The organism is Nonomuraea sp. NPDC049637 (assembly GCF_040675235.1).
Classification (GTDB): domain Bacteria; phylum Actinomycetota; class Actinomycetes; order Streptosporangiales; family Streptosporangiaceae; genus Nonomuraea.
In genome coordinates this window covers 49,795-64,393 of sequence record NZ_JBFAOM010000018.1, presented here as the reverse complement: position 1 = coordinate 64,393, position 14,599 = coordinate 49,795, and the positions used below count along the sequence as shown (strand labels likewise).

Here is a 14,599-nt window from a genome sequence, read left to right as displayed (position 1 = left end):
GTGCACCTTCCAGGCGGCCAGCGCGTGCACCGGCGGCTGCACGATGCCGGAGGTCGCCGAGCCGGACGGCGCGCGGGCGCCCCAGAACTGCGGGCCGGGGAAGTAGGCGCCCTCGGGCACGACGGGGTTGAACACGATGTGCGGCACCCGGCCGTCGGCCCACTGGGCGCCGAACAGCGACAGCAGCTCCGCCCTGGCCCGCCGCGGCGACCAGCGGGCGTTGCCGATCGCGATGAAGGCGGAGTCCCAGCTCCACTGGTGGGGGTACAGCCGGCGGGAGGGAACCGTGTGGCTGCCGTCCCAGTTGGCGACGAGCACGCGTACGGCGTCGCGAAGGATCATAGGAATTTCCTGATGAAGGCCGCCGTCTGCGGGAGCACGATCTCGGGCTCGCCCCGCAGCCGGCATTCGAGGGCGAGGTAGCCGTCGAAGCCGACGGCGTCGAGCGTGGCGAGCTGCGCGCCCCAGTCGAGGTGACCGGTGCCGGGCTGGTTCCTGTTGGACTCGCTGATCTGCATGTGCGCGATGTACGGGGCCGCCTCCGCCAGGGACCGGCAGGGGTCGTCCTCCTCGATGTTCATGTGGTAGGTGTCGCCGACGATCCTGATCGAGTCCATCGAGCAGTACGAGACCGCGTCGGCCAGCGTGTTGACCATGTGGTTCTCGTACCGGTTGAGCGGTTCGAGCATGATCAGCACGCCGTTGCGCTGGGCGTGCTCGCCGAGGATGCCGAGCGCCTCGGCCAGCACCTCGCGGTCGTCCGCGGCGGTGCGCGGCGGCTCGAACGGCGGCAGCCGGAGCGAGAACTGGCCCCATGAGGCCGGGGTCATGACGCCGATGCCGCCCAGCTCGGCGATCACGGTGAGCTGCGACCTGAGCTGCTGGATGGCGTCCTTGCGCCTGGCCGGGTCGAAGTCGCCGATGAAGTGCGGCATCTCGACGCACACCGTCGGCATCACGACGCCGTCGGCCAGCGCCCGCTTCAGCTCGGTCAGCCGGCCGGCGAAGTGGAAGTCGCCCTTCCCCCTCAGCTCGATCGCGTCGAACCCGGCCTCCACCGCGAACGCGAACTTCTCCTGCAGGCTGCGGCCGGGCAGAAGCTGCTCCTGGGCGGCGAGCTTCATCGTGACTCCTCGAAGGTGAAGACGAGCTGGAGCACCTCGGACTGGTGCTTGTCGATCAGGTCGAACGCCTCGGCCGCCTGCTCGACCGGCACGAGGTGGGTGACCAGGTCGCCGACCTCGACCTCGCCCCGGTGCACGAGCTCCATGAACGTGCGCTGGAGGCGTTCGACGTCCCAGCGGTGGGCCAGCCAGGAGGCGACGCCGCCGATCTGGGAGGAGACGAGCTGCACCTGGTTGTGGTGGAACTCCTCGCCCAGCCGCAGCCCGATGCCGTCGCCCTGGTAGAAGCCGGCCGCCACGACCCGGCCGCCCTTGCGCACACTCCTGATGGCCTCCTGGAGGCCCAGGTGGTTGCCGCTGAGCTCGATCGCGGTGTCGGCGCCCTCGATGCGCTTGCGCAGGAACTCGGCGACCGAGCCGGACCGCACGTCGAACGTCTCGGCGGCGCCGAACTTCCTGGCGAGTTCGAGCCGGTCGGGGATGGCGTCGGCGGCCACCACCCGGGCGCCGCTGAGCACCGCCATGCGGGTGGCGAGCAGGCCGATGACGCCCTGGCCGAAGATCGCGATCTGGTCGCCCAGGTGCACGTCGGCGGCGTGGACGGCGTTGAGCGCGATGGCGCCGACCCGGGCGAAGACGCCCGCGACGGGATCGGCCCCCGGCGGCAGGATGTGCCCGGCCAGCTTCTCGGCGGGGACGACGGCCTCGGCGCGGTGGCCCCAGATGCCCCACACGAGGCTGCCGACGGGCGGCTCGGCGACGTCGGGGGCCGCCTCCACCACCTCGCCGACCTCCTGGTAGCCCCAGCCGGACAGGGGGTAGGCGTGCGTCTGGCCTTCGAGGAAGAGCCGGCGCTCGGTGTCCCACTTGCGGGTGAGGTAGGGATTGGTGCCGCGATATGCGGTCAGCTCGGTGCCCGCGGAGACTCCGGAATAGAGGGTCCGCACCCGGACGGAGCCCGGCACGAGTTCGGCGGGCGACTCCAGGCTGACGCTGACACGGCCTGGCTCTTGGAAGGTGATGACGCGCATACCCCACACTTACGCTTTTTGATCAAACAAAAGTCAGAGATTTAGTGTTTGTTTGCACACCATAGTTGCGCTCGAAACACTCGTAAGTCTACGACTTCCGTCGATCGCGGCCGATGGAATCCAGGTTTCCGGTAGGGCGCGTTCTGGAAAGAGACCTTACCGACATGTCACGCCCCGTCTGTCCACCTGATCCGGAAGCGCCAGAAGCACTTGTCCGGGCAGCAACCGGATGACCGAAATGAGATCAGACCAGATCGTTTCGAGGTGGGCGTCCGTGATCGGTTCTGGGGAAGATTTGCCGGATCGCCGACCAACCTTTTACCGAAAGCCCTGATGACGCGCGGGGGCGGCACGGCGAGGGTACAGGCCGGTCTCGTTCTCGCCTACGCCAGGTGCCTGGCCCTTTTCTGCGGGTAAGTGCGGCATATCCCCAACCAGAGGAGCGTGCCATGCCGAACAGGGTCACCGCCGTCCTCTCCGTCGCACTGCTGGCCTCGGCCGCCCTCACGGCCTGCGGCGACGGCGGCGAGCAGCAGTCCGGCGCGAACCAGATCACCGTCTGGACCGAGGAGAACCTCGGCGACCGGATGGCCGTGCAGAACCAGATCATCGCCGAGTTCACCAGGAAGACCGGGATCAAGGTGAAGCTGGTCGGCGTCGGGGAGGACCAGTTCAGCCAGACCGTGACGGCCGCCGCCGCCGCGGACGACCTCCCCGACGTCATCGGCGCGCTGCCGCTGGCCTCCATCCGCGAGCTGGAGGCCAACGACCTGCTGGACACCGGGACGCCGGGCCGGATCGTGGACAAGCTCGGCAGGGACTCCTTCTCGCCGCGCGCGCTCGAACTGGACTCCTCGGGCGGCAAGCTGCTGGCCGTGCCCAGCGACGGGTGGGCGCAGCTCCTGCTCTACCGCAAGGACCTGTTCGACAAGGCCGGGCTGGCGCCGCCGGACACCTACGAGGCGCTGGAGGCGGCGGCGGCGAAGCTGAACGCGGGTGGGGTGGCGGGCATCACGCTGGCGATCGCGCCCAAGGACTCCTTCACCGCGCAGAGCTTCGAGCACGTGGCGCTGGCGAACGGCTGCCAACTAGTCGACAATTCCGGAAATGTCACGCTCGACAGCCCACAGTGCGTGAAAGCCTTCGATTTCTACGCAAAACTGGCGAAGAACTACTCGGTCAAGGGCAAACAGGACGTCGACTCCACCAGGGCCACGTACTTCTCCGGGAAGGCGGCCATGATGATCTGGTCGTCCTTCATCCTCGACGAGCTGGCGGGGCTGCGTAAGGACGCGCTGCCGAGCTGCCCCGAGTGCCGCGCCGACCCCGAGTGGCTGGCGAGGAACACCGGCGTGGTCACGGCGCTGAAGGGCCCGGGCGCGAGCGCGCCCGCCCAGTACGGCGAGATCGTCTCCTGGGCGGTGCTGCGCGGCGCCGCCGCCGATCCGGCCGCCAAGTTCGTCACGTACATGATGGACGAGGGCTACGAGCGCTGGATCGGGATGGCGCCCGAGGGCAAGTTCCCCACCCGCAAGGGCTTCGCGGACAAGTGGAAGAAGCTGCCCGCGGGCGTGGACACCAAGAAGCCGCTGTCGGAGGTCTACCCGGCCGACGTGCTGGACGCGCTGCGCAGGAGCCCCGACACCTTCGCCCGCTGGGGCATCCCGCAGGGCCAGGGCAAGCTGGTCGGCGCCACGATGGGCGAGCTGCCCGTGCCCAAGGCCCTCAGCCAGGTGGCCGACGGCTCGCTGACCCCGCAGGCCGCCGCCGCCCAGGCCAAGAAGGACGTGGAGACCATCAAGCGCGGGATCCGGCAATGAGCGCACCCCGCACCCTGCGGCAGCGGGAAGGGCGGGCCGGGCTGGCGCTGATCTCGCCCACGCTGGTCATCACGCTGGTCGTGGTGGTGCTGCCGCTGCTGTGGGCGATCATGCTGGCCTTCCAGGACGTGCGGCTGATCAACATCCGCCGGGCCGGCGTCTTCGGGCACTACACGCTGGAGAACTTCACGTACGTGATCTCCGAGCCGGGTTTCTGGGCGTCGCTGGTCAACACCCTGATCTACACGGTGGCCGGGACGGCCTTGTCGATCGCCATCGGCCTGGTGACCGCGCTCGCCCTGCGCGCCAGGTTCCCCGGCCGCACCCTGGTCAGGGCCTCGATCCTGATCCCGTACGTGGCGCCGGTGGTGGCCGTGGCCTTCCTGTGGGAGACCATGCTGAACCCCCAGTACGGCATCGTGAACACCTGGCTGAAGGAGCCGATCGCCTTCCTCACCCAGGCCCAGGGCGACCTCCTGGGGCTGAAGGTGCCGGTCGCGCTGCTCACGGTGATCGCGTTCGAGGCGTGGCGGTACTTCCCGTTCGCGTTCCTGTTCATCCTGGCCCGGCTCCAGGCGCTGCCGGCCGAGCTGGAGGAGGCCGCGGTCGTGGACGGCGCCACCCCCACCCAGCGCTTCCGGCACGTGATCATGCCGCAGCTCTGGCGCATCGTGGCGCTGCTGGCGGTGCTGCGGTTCGTGTTCACCTTCACCAAGTTCGACGACGTCTACCTGCTGACCGGCGGCGGCGCCGGCACCGAGGTGGTCAGCGTGCGCGTCTACAACTTCCTGACCGCCCGCGACGACATCGGCGCCTCGGCCGCGCAGGCGATCGTCCTGGCCGTCGTCCTCGTCGTGCTGCTGGCCGTGTACCTGCGCTTCTTCTCGGGAGGCGATCGTGAGCAGGGATAGGTTCGAGCGCGCGCTGTTCGCGGTGCTGCGGCCGGTGGTCATCGTGTTCCTCTTCGCCGTCACCGGGCTGCCGTTCCTGTACATGGTGACGCTGTCCGTACGGGACATCCAGGAGCTCATCCTGGAGCCCGGCTCGGTGTGGCCACGGCACTTCACCCTGGACACGTACGTGAACGTGCTGACCACGCAGGGGTTCCTCACGTTCATCAGGAACAGCGCGGTCGTGGCGGTCGCCTCGGTGGCCGCCACGCTGCTGATCTCGATCCCGGGCGCCTACGCCGTCGCGCGGCTGCGCTTCTTCGGCCGGCGGCAGGTGCACTTCCTGTTCCTCGCCGTCTACCTGTTTCCGGCGATCGTGCTGGCCATCCCCCTGTTCGTGCTGTTCACCATGCTGGGGCTCAGGGGATCTCTGGTCGGACTGATCCTGGTTTATATCGCGCAGACCGTGCCCGTCACGGTATACATGCTGCGCAACTACTTCGAGACCGTGCCGCAGAGCGTGGAGGAGGCGGCCGCGATCGACGGCTGCTCGCGGCTGTCGACCATCTGGCGGGTGGTGCTGCCACTGTCCAAGCCCGCGCTCATGGCAACCGGCCTCTACGCGTTCATGATCGCGTGGAACGAGTTCCTGTTCGCCCTGCTGTTCCTCGTGGAGCGGCGGGAGAGCTGGACGGTCTCCCTGGGGCTCTCTCAGCTGGCGGGGAGCATAGAGATCCCCACGACGGTGCTGATGGCAGGATCCGTGGTGCTGACGCTGCCCATCGTGATCGTGTTCTTCGCCAGTGAACGCCTGCTGACGGAGGGCCTCACGGCAGGAGCGGAGAAGGGATAGACATGCTGACGGCAGGGCAGGTCCTCCAGCTCATCCGCGATGGCTCCTGCCGTACCCGCAAAGATTTGATCGAGTTCACCGGCCTGTCCCGGTCGACCGTCACCGACCGGGTCGACCGGCTCATCGCCGCCGGCTACCTGCACGAGTCCGGCGTCGGCGCCTCGGGCGGCGGCCGGCCGCCCTCGGTGCTCGACGTCGACGCCGGCCGGCGGCTGATCCTCGTGGCCGACCTGGGCGCCACCCACGCCCGGGTGGCGCTCACCGACCTCGCCGCCCGTCCGATGGCCGAGGAACGCGCCGAGATGCGCATCGACCGCGGGCCCGAGCCCGTGCTGACGTGGGTGCGCGAGGCGTTCCAGCGCCTGCTGGACAGGGCCGGGCGGCCGGTCGGCGACGTGTGCGGCATCGGGCTCGACCTGCCCGGCTCGGTCGACCACACCGGCGGACGGGTGATCAGGTCGTTCCTGATGCCGGGCTGGGACGACCACCCGATCAGGGAGGCCGTCGGGCGCACGTACGACGTGCCCATCCTGGTGGAGAACGACGCCAACGCGATGGCCCTCGGCGAGTGGTGGTCGTCCTGGCGGGAGACCGACTCGCTGGTCCTGGTCAAGGTGTCCACCGGCATCGGCACCGGCATCGTCCTCGACGGGCGGATCTACCGGGGCGTCGAGGAGGCCGCGGGCAACATCGGGCACGTCCGCATCCGGGAGAGCGACGACCGGGTGTGCACCTGCGGCTCGCGCGGCTGCGTGGCCTCGCTGGCCGGCGGGCACGCGATCGCGGCCGACCTGGGCCGGGAGACCAGCCGCGACGTCGTGCGCCTGGTGCAGGCCGGCGACCCGGCGGCGATCGCGCGCGTCCAGGAGGCGGGCCGCACGCTGGGCGTGGTGCTGGCCACCGCGGTGAGCCTGCTCAACCCCGGCGTGCTGGTGCTGGCCGGGGACATGGCCGAGACGGAGGAGCACTACCTGACCGGGATCAGGGAGATCGTCTACCGGCGGAGCCTGCCGTACACGACGCGCAACCTGGAGATCGTCACCAGCAGGCTCGGCGACCGGGCGGGGATCGTGGGCATGGCGGTGATCGTCATGGAGCACGTGCTCTCCCCCGCGGCCGTGGACGCCGCGCTGGCCGCCGTCGGCTGATCAGGCCCGCGCGCGCGGCAGGGCGGTGGCGGCCTCGGTGAGCGAGGGGCCGTACCAGGTCAGCAGGCGGCCGCTGACCAGCGCGCAGTCCACGCCGGGGAACGCCTCGGGGCCGTCGTCCGCGCTGAAGGCGTAGGGCTCGTCGGGCAGCACGACCAGGTCGGGGCGGTTGCCGGTCAGCTCGGGCAGCGGGATCTTCGGATAGCGGTCGGGGTGGGCGGCGTACAGGTTGTCCACGCCGAGGTGGCGCAGCACGTCCCCGGTGAAGGTGTCGCGGCCCACGACCATCCAGGGGCGGCGCCAGATCGGCACGATCGCGGTGCGCCGCGGGCCGTCCGCGGGGGCTCCCCACGCCTGGCGGGCCTCGGCCAGCCAGGCCGGGCGGTCCGTACGGCAGGCGTGCGCGAACATGCGCTCCAGCGAGGTGAACGCCTGCTCCAGCGTCTCGATCCTGGTCACCCACACCGCCACGCCCGCCGCGCGCAGGGCCTCGACGTCGGGCGCGCGGTTCTCCTCGGCGTTGGCCAGGACGACGTCCGGGCGCAGGCGCAGGACGGCGTCGAGGTCGGGGTTCTTGGTGCCCCTGACCCGGGCCACGTCCAGGTCGGCCGGGTGCGTGCACCAGTCCGTCGCCCCGACCAGCGCCTCCGGGACGGTCGCCGCCACGGACTCGGTCAGCGACGGCACCAGCGACACGATGCGCCGGACGGTCTGGGGTACCTCCACAGGGATCCCTGTGTCATCGTGGACCACGGCACCACCTTAGGTTGCGTTTTCCTGAAATATGCGTAGCACCACTCTTATGTCGGTATAGATCCGTAGAATCCCGGTAAAGATCGTTAAAACTCTGTGATCGGGGGCTCGACGGTTGGAGCACGAGGCATCGGACTTCGATCCGAACACGCCGAACGTGGCACGGCTCTACGACTACTACCTCGGCGGCAAGGATCACTTCCCGGTCGACCGCGCGGCGGCCGAGCGCATCCTCGCGGTGGCGCCCGAGGTACGGGCGGCGGCGCGGGCCAACCGCGCCTTCCTCGGCCGCGCCGTCCGCCACCTCGCCGAGTCCGGGATCAGGCAGTTCCTCGACATCGGCACGGGGCTGCCGACCCAGGGGAACGTGCACGAGGTCGCCGCCAAGGTCGCGCCCGGCTCCCGCGTCGTCTACGTCGACCGTGACCCCGTGGTGCTGGTGCACGCCAGGGCGCTGCTCACCGGCCACGGCGAGGACACGACAGTGGTCGAGGGCGACCTGCGCAACCCGGGCGACATCCTGCGCGACCCGGAGGTGCTGCGGACCATCGACTTCAGCCGGCCGGTCGCCGTGCTGCTGGTGGCGATCATGCACTTCATCGAGGAGTCCGACGACCCGGAGCGGATACTCAAGACCCTGCGTGAGGCCATGGCGCCGGGTAGTTACCTGGTCATGTCCCACGGCACCAGCGACGCCCGTCCCGACGCGGTCAGCACGGGCACCGAGGTCTACCGCAACGCCACCGCGCGGCTGGCGCTGCGCAGCCGGGCCAGGATCAGGGAGCTGTTCGAGGGGTTCGAGCTGGTGGAGCCCGGCCTGGTGTGGCTGCCCGAGTGGCATCCGGACCAGGCGGACACGATCGACTTCATGGACCACCCCGAGTCGTCGCTCATCGTGTGCGGCGTGGCCAGGAAGCTCTAGGACACGCCCATGGACCTCGGCCTCGCCGTCCCGCAGTACGGCGGGTTCGCCGCGCTGAGCAGCGTGACGCGGGTGGCCCGCGAGGCCGAGGCGATGGGGTTCGCCGGCCTGTGGGCGGGCGACCGGCTGCTGACGCCGCTGCGGCCCAAGGACCGCTATCCCGGGGGCGACGGCAGCGTGCCGCGGGCCCATCGGGTGTTCCTCGACCCGTTCGCGGTGCTGGCGGTGGCCGCGTCCGTGACCTCGTCGGTACGGCTGGGCACCAGCGCGCTCAACGCCTGCTGGTACCCGCCGCCGGTGCTGGCCCGCTCGCTCACCACGATCGACCACCTGAGCGGCGGCCGGCTGGCGGCGGGCCTCGGCCTCGGCTGGTCCTCCGACGAGTACGCCGCCGTGGGCGTGCCCTGGAAGGGCCGGGCCGAACGTTACGAGGCCACCCTCGACGCCCTGGAGGCGATCTGGGGCACGGACCCCGTGACGTTCGAGCACGACCTGTGGACGATCGCGCCCAGCCACATCGACCCCAAGCCGGCCCGCCGCCCGCCGCTGCTGCTGGCCGGGTTCGCCCCGGAGGCGTTGCGCCGGATCGGGCGCAGGGGCGACGGCTGGCTGACGGCCGCGCTGCCCGTGCCCGTGCTCCTGTCGATGTGGGAGACGGTCAGGGACGCCGCCGAGCGCGCCGGACGCGACCCGGACGCCCTGCGCATGATCCTGCGCTCCAACCCGGTGATCACCGGCGACGGCGCCCCGCCGCGCAGCGGCACGGTCGCCCAGATCGCGGCGTACCTGTCGCGGGCGGCGGAGGCCGGGGTCCACGAGGTCGTCCTGGACCTCCAGCACACCGCCGCCGACGACGACCACCTGCTGGAGCTGGCCGCCGACTTCCGCGAGCGTCTCGGCGCGGATTGAGCGCGGATTGAGCGCGGTTTGAGCGCGGTTTGAGCGAGGTTTGAGCGCGGGGTTACTTGAGCGCGGACAGCGCGCCCTCGTAGTCGGGCTCCTGGGTGATCTCGGGCACCAGCTCGGAGTAGACCACGTTGTCGTCGGCGTCGATCACGACGACCGCGCGCGCGGCCAGGCCGGCCAGCGGGCCCGACTCCTGGGCCACGCCGTAGTCGGCGAGGAACTCGCGCCCGCGCATGAGCGAGAGCATGGTCACCTTGTCCAGGCCCTCGGCGCCGCAGAACCGGTTCTGGGCGAAGGGCAGGTCGGCCGAGACGCAGAGCACGACCGCGTCGGGGTGCTCGGACGCGACCTGGTTGAAGCGGCGCACCGAGGCCGCGCAGACGCCGGTGTCGACGCTCGGGAAGATGTTGAGCACCTTGGTCTTGCCGGCGAAGTCGGCCAGCGTGCGGTCGGACAGGTCGGTGCCGACCAGCTTGAAGGCGGGCGCGGCGTCGCCGGGCTTCGGGAAGGCGCCGCCCACGGTGATCGGGTTGCCCTTGAAAGTGACGTCGGACATGAAAGCCTCCTGATAGCGATGTTCCCCGACCAGCGATCCTAGCGGCGCGATCTCCCCCGCGCCGTAGCGGCTCGGGCACGGCACAGCGACGACCCAGCGACGGCCCGGAAGCGGCCCGGAAGCGGCCCGGAAGGGCGCACGGGCGGCACGGCGACGGCCCGGCGGGCGGCGCCCGCCGGGCCGTCGTCCGTCGCCTGCGCCTAGACGTTGCGCCGGTACTGGCCGCCGGCCTCGAACAGGGCCTCGGTGATCTGGCCGAGCGAGCAGACCCGCGCGGCGTCCATCAGCACCTCGAACGCGTTGCCGTCGGACATCGCGACCTCGCGCATCCGGGACAGCTCCGCGGGCGCCTGCGACCGGTTGCGCTCGTGGAAGGCGCGCAGGCGGTCGAGCTGCGACTGCTTCTCCTCCTCGGTGCCCCTGGCCAGCTCCAGCTTGTGCGGGTCGGACTGCTCGGCGCCGGGGTTGCGGAAGGTGTTGACGCCGATGATCGGCAGGGATCCGTCGTGCTTGCGCATCTCGTACAGCATCGACTCGTCCTGGATCTTGCCGCGCTGGTAGCCGGTCTCCATCGCGCCGAGCACGCCGCCCCGGTCCGACAGCCGCTCGAACTCGGCCAGCACGGCCTCCTCGACCAGGTCGGTCAGCTCGTCGATGATGAACGAGCCCTGCAGCGGGTTCTCGTTCCTGGCCAGGCCCCACTCGCGGTTGATGATGAGCTGGATCGCCATCGCCCGGCGCACCGAGTCGGCCGACGGGGTGGTGACGGCCTCGTCGAAGGCGTTGGTGTGCAGGCTGTTGCAGTTGTCGTAGATGGCGATCAGGGCCTGCAGGGTGGTGCGGATGTCGTTGAAGGACATCTCCTGGGCGTGCAGCGACCGGCCCGAGGTCTGGATGTGGTACTTGAGCTTCTGGGAGCGCTCGGCCGCGCCGTAACGCTCGCGCATGGCCACCGCCCAGATCCGGCGCGCCACCCGGCCGAGCACGCTGTACTCGGGGTCCATGCCGTTGGAGAAGAAGAACGACAGGTTCGGCGCGAAGTCGTCGATCCGCATCCCCCTGGCCAGGTACGCCTCCACGTACGTGAACCCGTTGGCCAGCGTGAACGCGAGCTGGCTGATCGGGTTGGCCCCCGCCTCGGCGATGTGGTAGCCGGAGATGGAGACCGAGTAGAAGTTCCTGACGCCGTTCTGGATGAACCATTCCTGGATGTCGGCCATCATCCGCAACGAGAACTCGGTGGAGAAGATGCAGGTGTTCTGCCCCTGGTCCTCCTTCAGGATGTCGGCCTGGACCGTGCCCCTGACCGTGGCCAGCGTGCGGGCGCGCAGGTCGCGGGCCTCCTGCTCGTCGGGCTCGCGGCCCTGCTCGGCGCGGAAGCGGTCGAGGGCCTGGTCGATCGCGGCGTTGAGGAAGAAGGCCAGGATCGTGGGCGCCGGGCCGTTGATCGTCATGGACACCGACGTGTTGGGCGCCGCCAGGTCGAACCCGTCGTAGAGCACCTTCATGTCGTCGAGCGTGGCGATGGACACGCCCGAGGTGCCGACCTTTCCGTAGATGTCGGGACGCAGGTCGGGGTCGTGGCCGTACAGGGTGACCGAGTCGAAGGCGGTGGACAGCCGGGTGGCGGGCTGGCCCTCCGACAGCAGCTTGAAGCGCCGGTTGGTGCGGAACGGGTCGCCCTCGCCGGCGAACATCCTGGTCGGGTCCTCGTCGTCGCGCTTGAACGGGAACACCCCGGCGGTGAACGGGAACGACCCGGGCAGGTTCTCCGAGCGCAGGAAGCGCAGCAGGTCGCCGTGGTCGCTGAAGCGCGGCAGGGCCACCCGCGGGATGCGGTTGCCGGACAGCGTCTCGCGCCAGAGCGGGGTGTGGATCTCCCGGTCGCGGATCTTGACGACCAGCTCGTCGCTGCGGTACGCCTCCTTGATCGCGGGCCAGCCGTCGAGCAGCCGCCGGCTCTCCTCGCTCAGCTCCCCCTCGGCCTGCTCGGCGAGCCCGGCCAGCCGCGCGTCCTCGCCGTCCAGGAGCTCCCGTACGGCGGCGAGCTGCTGACGACGGCGCGCGACCTCGGCCTGGGCCAGCGTCTCGGCGTGGTAGCTCCGGACGGAGTCGGCGATGTCGGACAGGTAGCGCGCCCGGGCGGGCGGGACGATCGCCGCAGCCGCCTTGGAGGTGCGCTCGGTCACCACGGGCAGCAGCCCCGGCCCGGCGTCCGCCAGCAACAGGCCTTTGAGGTGCTGGTAGAGGGCGGTGACGCCGGCGTCGTTGTAGCGGGCGGCGATCGTGCCGAAGACCGGCATGTCCTCCGGCGACTGCCCGAACGCCTCCCGGTTGCGCACGAGCTGGCGGCGCACGTCGCGCAGGGCGTCCTCGGCGCCGCGGCGCTCGTACTTGTTGATGACGACGGCCTCGGCAAAGTCGAGCATGTCGATCTTCTCCAGCTGGGAGGCGGCGCCGAACTCGGGCGTCATGACGTAGATGGGCACGTCGACGTGCGGGACGATGCCGGCGTCGCCCTGGCCGATGCCGGGGGTCTCCACGATCACCAGGTCGTAGCCGGCCGCGCGGCACGCGGTGACCACGTCGTCGAGGCAGGCCGGGACCTCGTTGGCGGCCCCGCGGGTGGCCAGCGAGCGGAAGTAGGTCTGGGGGCCCAGGCTGTTCATCCTGATGCGGTCGCCGAGCAGCGCGCCGCCGCCGCGCCGGCGGGTGGGGTCGATGGCGAGGATGGCGATGCGCAGCTTGTCGTCGTTGTCCACCCGGAACCGGCGGACCAGCTCGTCGGTGAGCGAGGACTTGCCCGAACCGCCCGTGCCGGTGATGCCCAGCACCCGCGCCGGGCGCTCCTGGACGGCGACCGCCGCCTTCAGCCCCTCGGCCAGCCCGGCGGGGGCGCGGCCGGACTCCATGAAGGTGATCGCGCGGGCCAGCGCCGCCTGGTCGCCCGAGAGCACGGCCTCGACCGACGGCGGGTCGCCGAGCTCGTGGTCGCACTCCTCGATGAGCTTGTTGATCATGCCGGGCAGGCCGTACCGCTGGCCGTCCTCGGGCGAGAAGATGCGCGTGACGCCCCGCTCGTGCAGCAGCTCGATCTCCTCGGGGACGATCACGCCGCCACCGCCGCCGTACACCTTGACGTGGCCCGCGCCGCGCTCGCGCAGCAGCTCGACCAGGTAGGTGAAGAACTCGACGTGGCCGCCCTGGTAGGAGCTGATGGCCACGCCCTGGACGTCCTCCTGCACGGCGGCCGTGACGATCTCGTCCACGGACCGGTTGTGGCCGAGATGGATCACCTCGGCCCCCTGCGTCTGGAGGATGCGCCGCATGATGTTGATCGCCGCGTCATGGCCGTCGAACAGCGCCGCGGCGGTCACGAAACGGACAGGGTACGCCGGAACGTGCACGCCTGATCACTCCTTTGTGAGGGGACCCCTCCTGCGAAGATACTAGGACGTCCAACTATTTCGGTAGTAGGACGTCCTCGTAGCTCCTTCCGGTCTGGGTAAGGACTGCCCCAGGGGGTGACGCCGATGCGCGCGTTGACGTTCGAGCCGGGCCGGCAGGGGACACTAGAGGTGGAAGAGGTGCCCGATCCGGAGCCAGGGCCAGGGGAGCTCCTCGTGCAGGGGCTGGCGCTGGGGGTCTGCGGCACCGACAGGGAGCTGGCGGCGGCCGAGTACGGCTGGGCGCCGCCCGGCAGGAGCCGCATGGTCATCGGCCACGAGTCGCTCGGCCGGGTGCTCCAGGTGCCCGACGGGTCCGCCTTCTCCCCCGGCGACCTGGTCGTGGGCGTGGTGCGCCGGCCCGATCCCGAGCCGTGCGGGGCCTGCGCGCGGGGCGAGTTCGACATGTGCCGCAACGGCCGCTACACCGAGCGCGGCATCAAGGAGATCGACGGCTACGCCAGCGAGCGGTGGGCGGTCGAGGCCGGGTACGCCGTCCGCCTGGACCCGTCGCTGGAGAGCGTGGGCATGCTCGTCGAGCCGACGTCCGTGGTGGCCAAGGCGTGGGAGCACATCGAGCGCATCGGCTCGCGGGCCTGGTTCGAGCCGCGCACGGTGCTGGTGACCGGCGCGGGGCCGATCGGGCTGCTGGCGGCGCTGCTGGGCCGGCAGCGCGGGCTGGAGGTGCACGTCCTGGACCGGGAGGCGGGCGGGGCCAAGCCCGCGCTGGTGGCCGACCTGGGGGCGACGTACCACGTCGGCACCGGCCTGGACGCCTTCGCCGACGCCAAACCGGACATCATCATCGAGGGCACCGGGGTGGGGCAGCTCGTCATGGAGGCGCTGACCTGCACGTCCGCGGCCGGGATCGTCTGCCTGGCCGGGCTCGGCGCGGGCGGGCGCACCCACCGCCTGGACGTCAGCGAGATCAACCGGGACATCGTCCTGGAGAACGACGCGATCTTCGGCACGGTCAACGCCAACCTCCGCCACTTCAGGGACGCCGCGACCGCCCTGGCCCAGGCGGACCGGAGCTGGCTCGAACGCCTGGTCACCCGCCGCGTCCCCCTCACCCGGGCGAAGGAGGCGCTCGCCCACGAGCCCGGCGACGTCAAGGTGGTCCTCGACCTCACCAGTTGATCCCCGCGGC

Annotated in this window: 12 protein-coding genes; 7 read left to right on the top strand and 5 right to left on the bottom strand. The window is 70.7% G+C overall.

Annotated elements, in window-relative coordinates:
* Positions 1-338: 338 nt before the first annotated feature.
* Both AB0J71_RS24735 and AB0J71_RS24730 read right to left on the bottom strand, forming a co-directional pair.
* Positions 339-1,124, bottom strand: coding sequence for a sugar phosphate isomerase/epimerase family protein (locus AB0J71_RS24735; RefSeq protein ID WP_364416240.1), 786 nt, complete (start codon positions 1,122-1,124; stop codon positions 339-341).
* The gene (locus AB0J71_RS24730) at positions 1,121-2,155 is read right to left on the bottom strand and encodes a zinc-binding dehydrogenase (protein WP_352324325.1); all 1,035 of its coding nucleotides are present in this window, start codon (positions 2,153-2,155) and stop codon (positions 1,121-1,123) included. The genes AB0J71_RS24735 and AB0J71_RS24730 overlap by 4 nt, the downstream gene beginning before the upstream one ends.
* Positions 2,156-2,604: 449 nt before the next feature.
* Here AB0J71_RS24730 and AB0J71_RS24725 point away from each other — a divergent pair, with 449 nt between their 5' ends.
* From AB0J71_RS24725 to AB0J71_RS24710, 4 genes are read left to right on the top strand one after another with little or no spacing between them, the layout of a single operon-like run.
* Positions 2,605-3,975: an extracellular solute-binding protein gene (locus AB0J71_RS24725; RefSeq protein WP_364416237.1), complete on the top strand. Its 1,371-nt coding sequence runs from the start codon at positions 2,605-2,607 to the stop codon at positions 3,973-3,975.
* Positions 3,972-4,886, top strand: a complete 915-nt coding sequence (locus tag AB0J71_RS24720) for a sugar ABC transporter permease (RefSeq protein WP_352324329.1) — start codon at positions 3,972-3,974, stop codon at positions 4,884-4,886. The genes AB0J71_RS24725 and AB0J71_RS24720 overlap by 4 nt, the downstream gene beginning before the upstream one ends.
* On the top strand, positions 4,873-5,718 hold the full coding sequence (locus AB0J71_RS24715; protein ID WP_364416235.1) for a carbohydrate ABC transporter permease: 846 nt from the start codon (positions 4,873-4,875) through the stop codon (positions 5,716-5,718). The genes AB0J71_RS24720 and AB0J71_RS24715 overlap by 14 nt, the downstream gene beginning before the upstream one ends.
* Before the next feature lie 2 nt (positions 5,719-5,720).
* The gene (locus tag AB0J71_RS24710; RefSeq protein ID WP_352324331.1) at positions 5,721-6,866 is read left to right on the top strand and encodes an ROK family transcriptional regulator; all 1,146 of its coding nucleotides are present in this window, start codon (positions 5,721-5,723) and stop codon (positions 6,864-6,866) included.
* Here the strand turns inward: AB0J71_RS24710 and AB0J71_RS24705 are convergent, their stop codons facing one another.
* Entirely contained in the window at positions 6,867-7,592 is a 726-nt protein-coding gene (locus AB0J71_RS24705) for a helical backbone metal receptor (protein ID WP_364416233.1), read from the bottom strand.
* A 142-nt stretch (positions 7,593-7,734) separates the two neighbouring features.
* Between AB0J71_RS24705 and AB0J71_RS24700 the strand changes: the two genes are divergently transcribed.
* Together AB0J71_RS24700 and AB0J71_RS24695 are read left to right on the top strand one after the other, a co-directional pair.
* Positions 7,735-8,541: an SAM-dependent methyltransferase gene (locus tag AB0J71_RS24700; protein WP_352324333.1), complete on the top strand. Its 807-nt coding sequence runs from the start codon at positions 7,735-7,737 to the stop codon at positions 8,539-8,541.
* Positions 8,542-8,550: 9 nt separating this feature from the next.
* Positions 8,551-9,450, top strand: coding sequence for a TIGR03619 family F420-dependent LLM class oxidoreductase (locus AB0J71_RS24695; RefSeq protein WP_352324334.1), 900 nt, complete (start codon positions 8,551-8,553; stop codon positions 9,448-9,450).
* A gap of 52 nt (positions 9,451-9,502) precedes the next feature.
* Here AB0J71_RS24695 and tpx read toward each other — a convergent pair whose 3' ends face one another.
* A complete protein-coding gene (gene tpx / locus AB0J71_RS24690; protein WP_352324335.1) occupies positions 9,503-10,003 on the bottom strand; it encodes a thiol peroxidase in 501 nt (166 codons plus the stop codon).
* A gap of 200 nt (positions 10,004-10,203) precedes the next feature.
* Positions 10,204-13,410: a fused isobutyryl-CoA mutase/GTPase IcmF gene (icmF, locus tag AB0J71_RS24685; RefSeq protein WP_364416231.1), complete on the bottom strand. Its 3,207-nt coding sequence runs from the start codon at positions 13,408-13,410 to the stop codon at positions 10,204-10,206.
* Positions 13,411-13,536: 126 nt separating this feature from the next.
* Here icmF and AB0J71_RS24680 point away from each other — a divergent pair, with 126 nt between their 5' ends.
* Entirely contained in the window at positions 13,537-14,589 is a 1,053-nt protein-coding gene (locus AB0J71_RS24680) for a glucose 1-dehydrogenase (protein WP_352329393.1), read from the top strand.
* Positions 14,590-14,599: the final 10 nt, after the last annotated feature.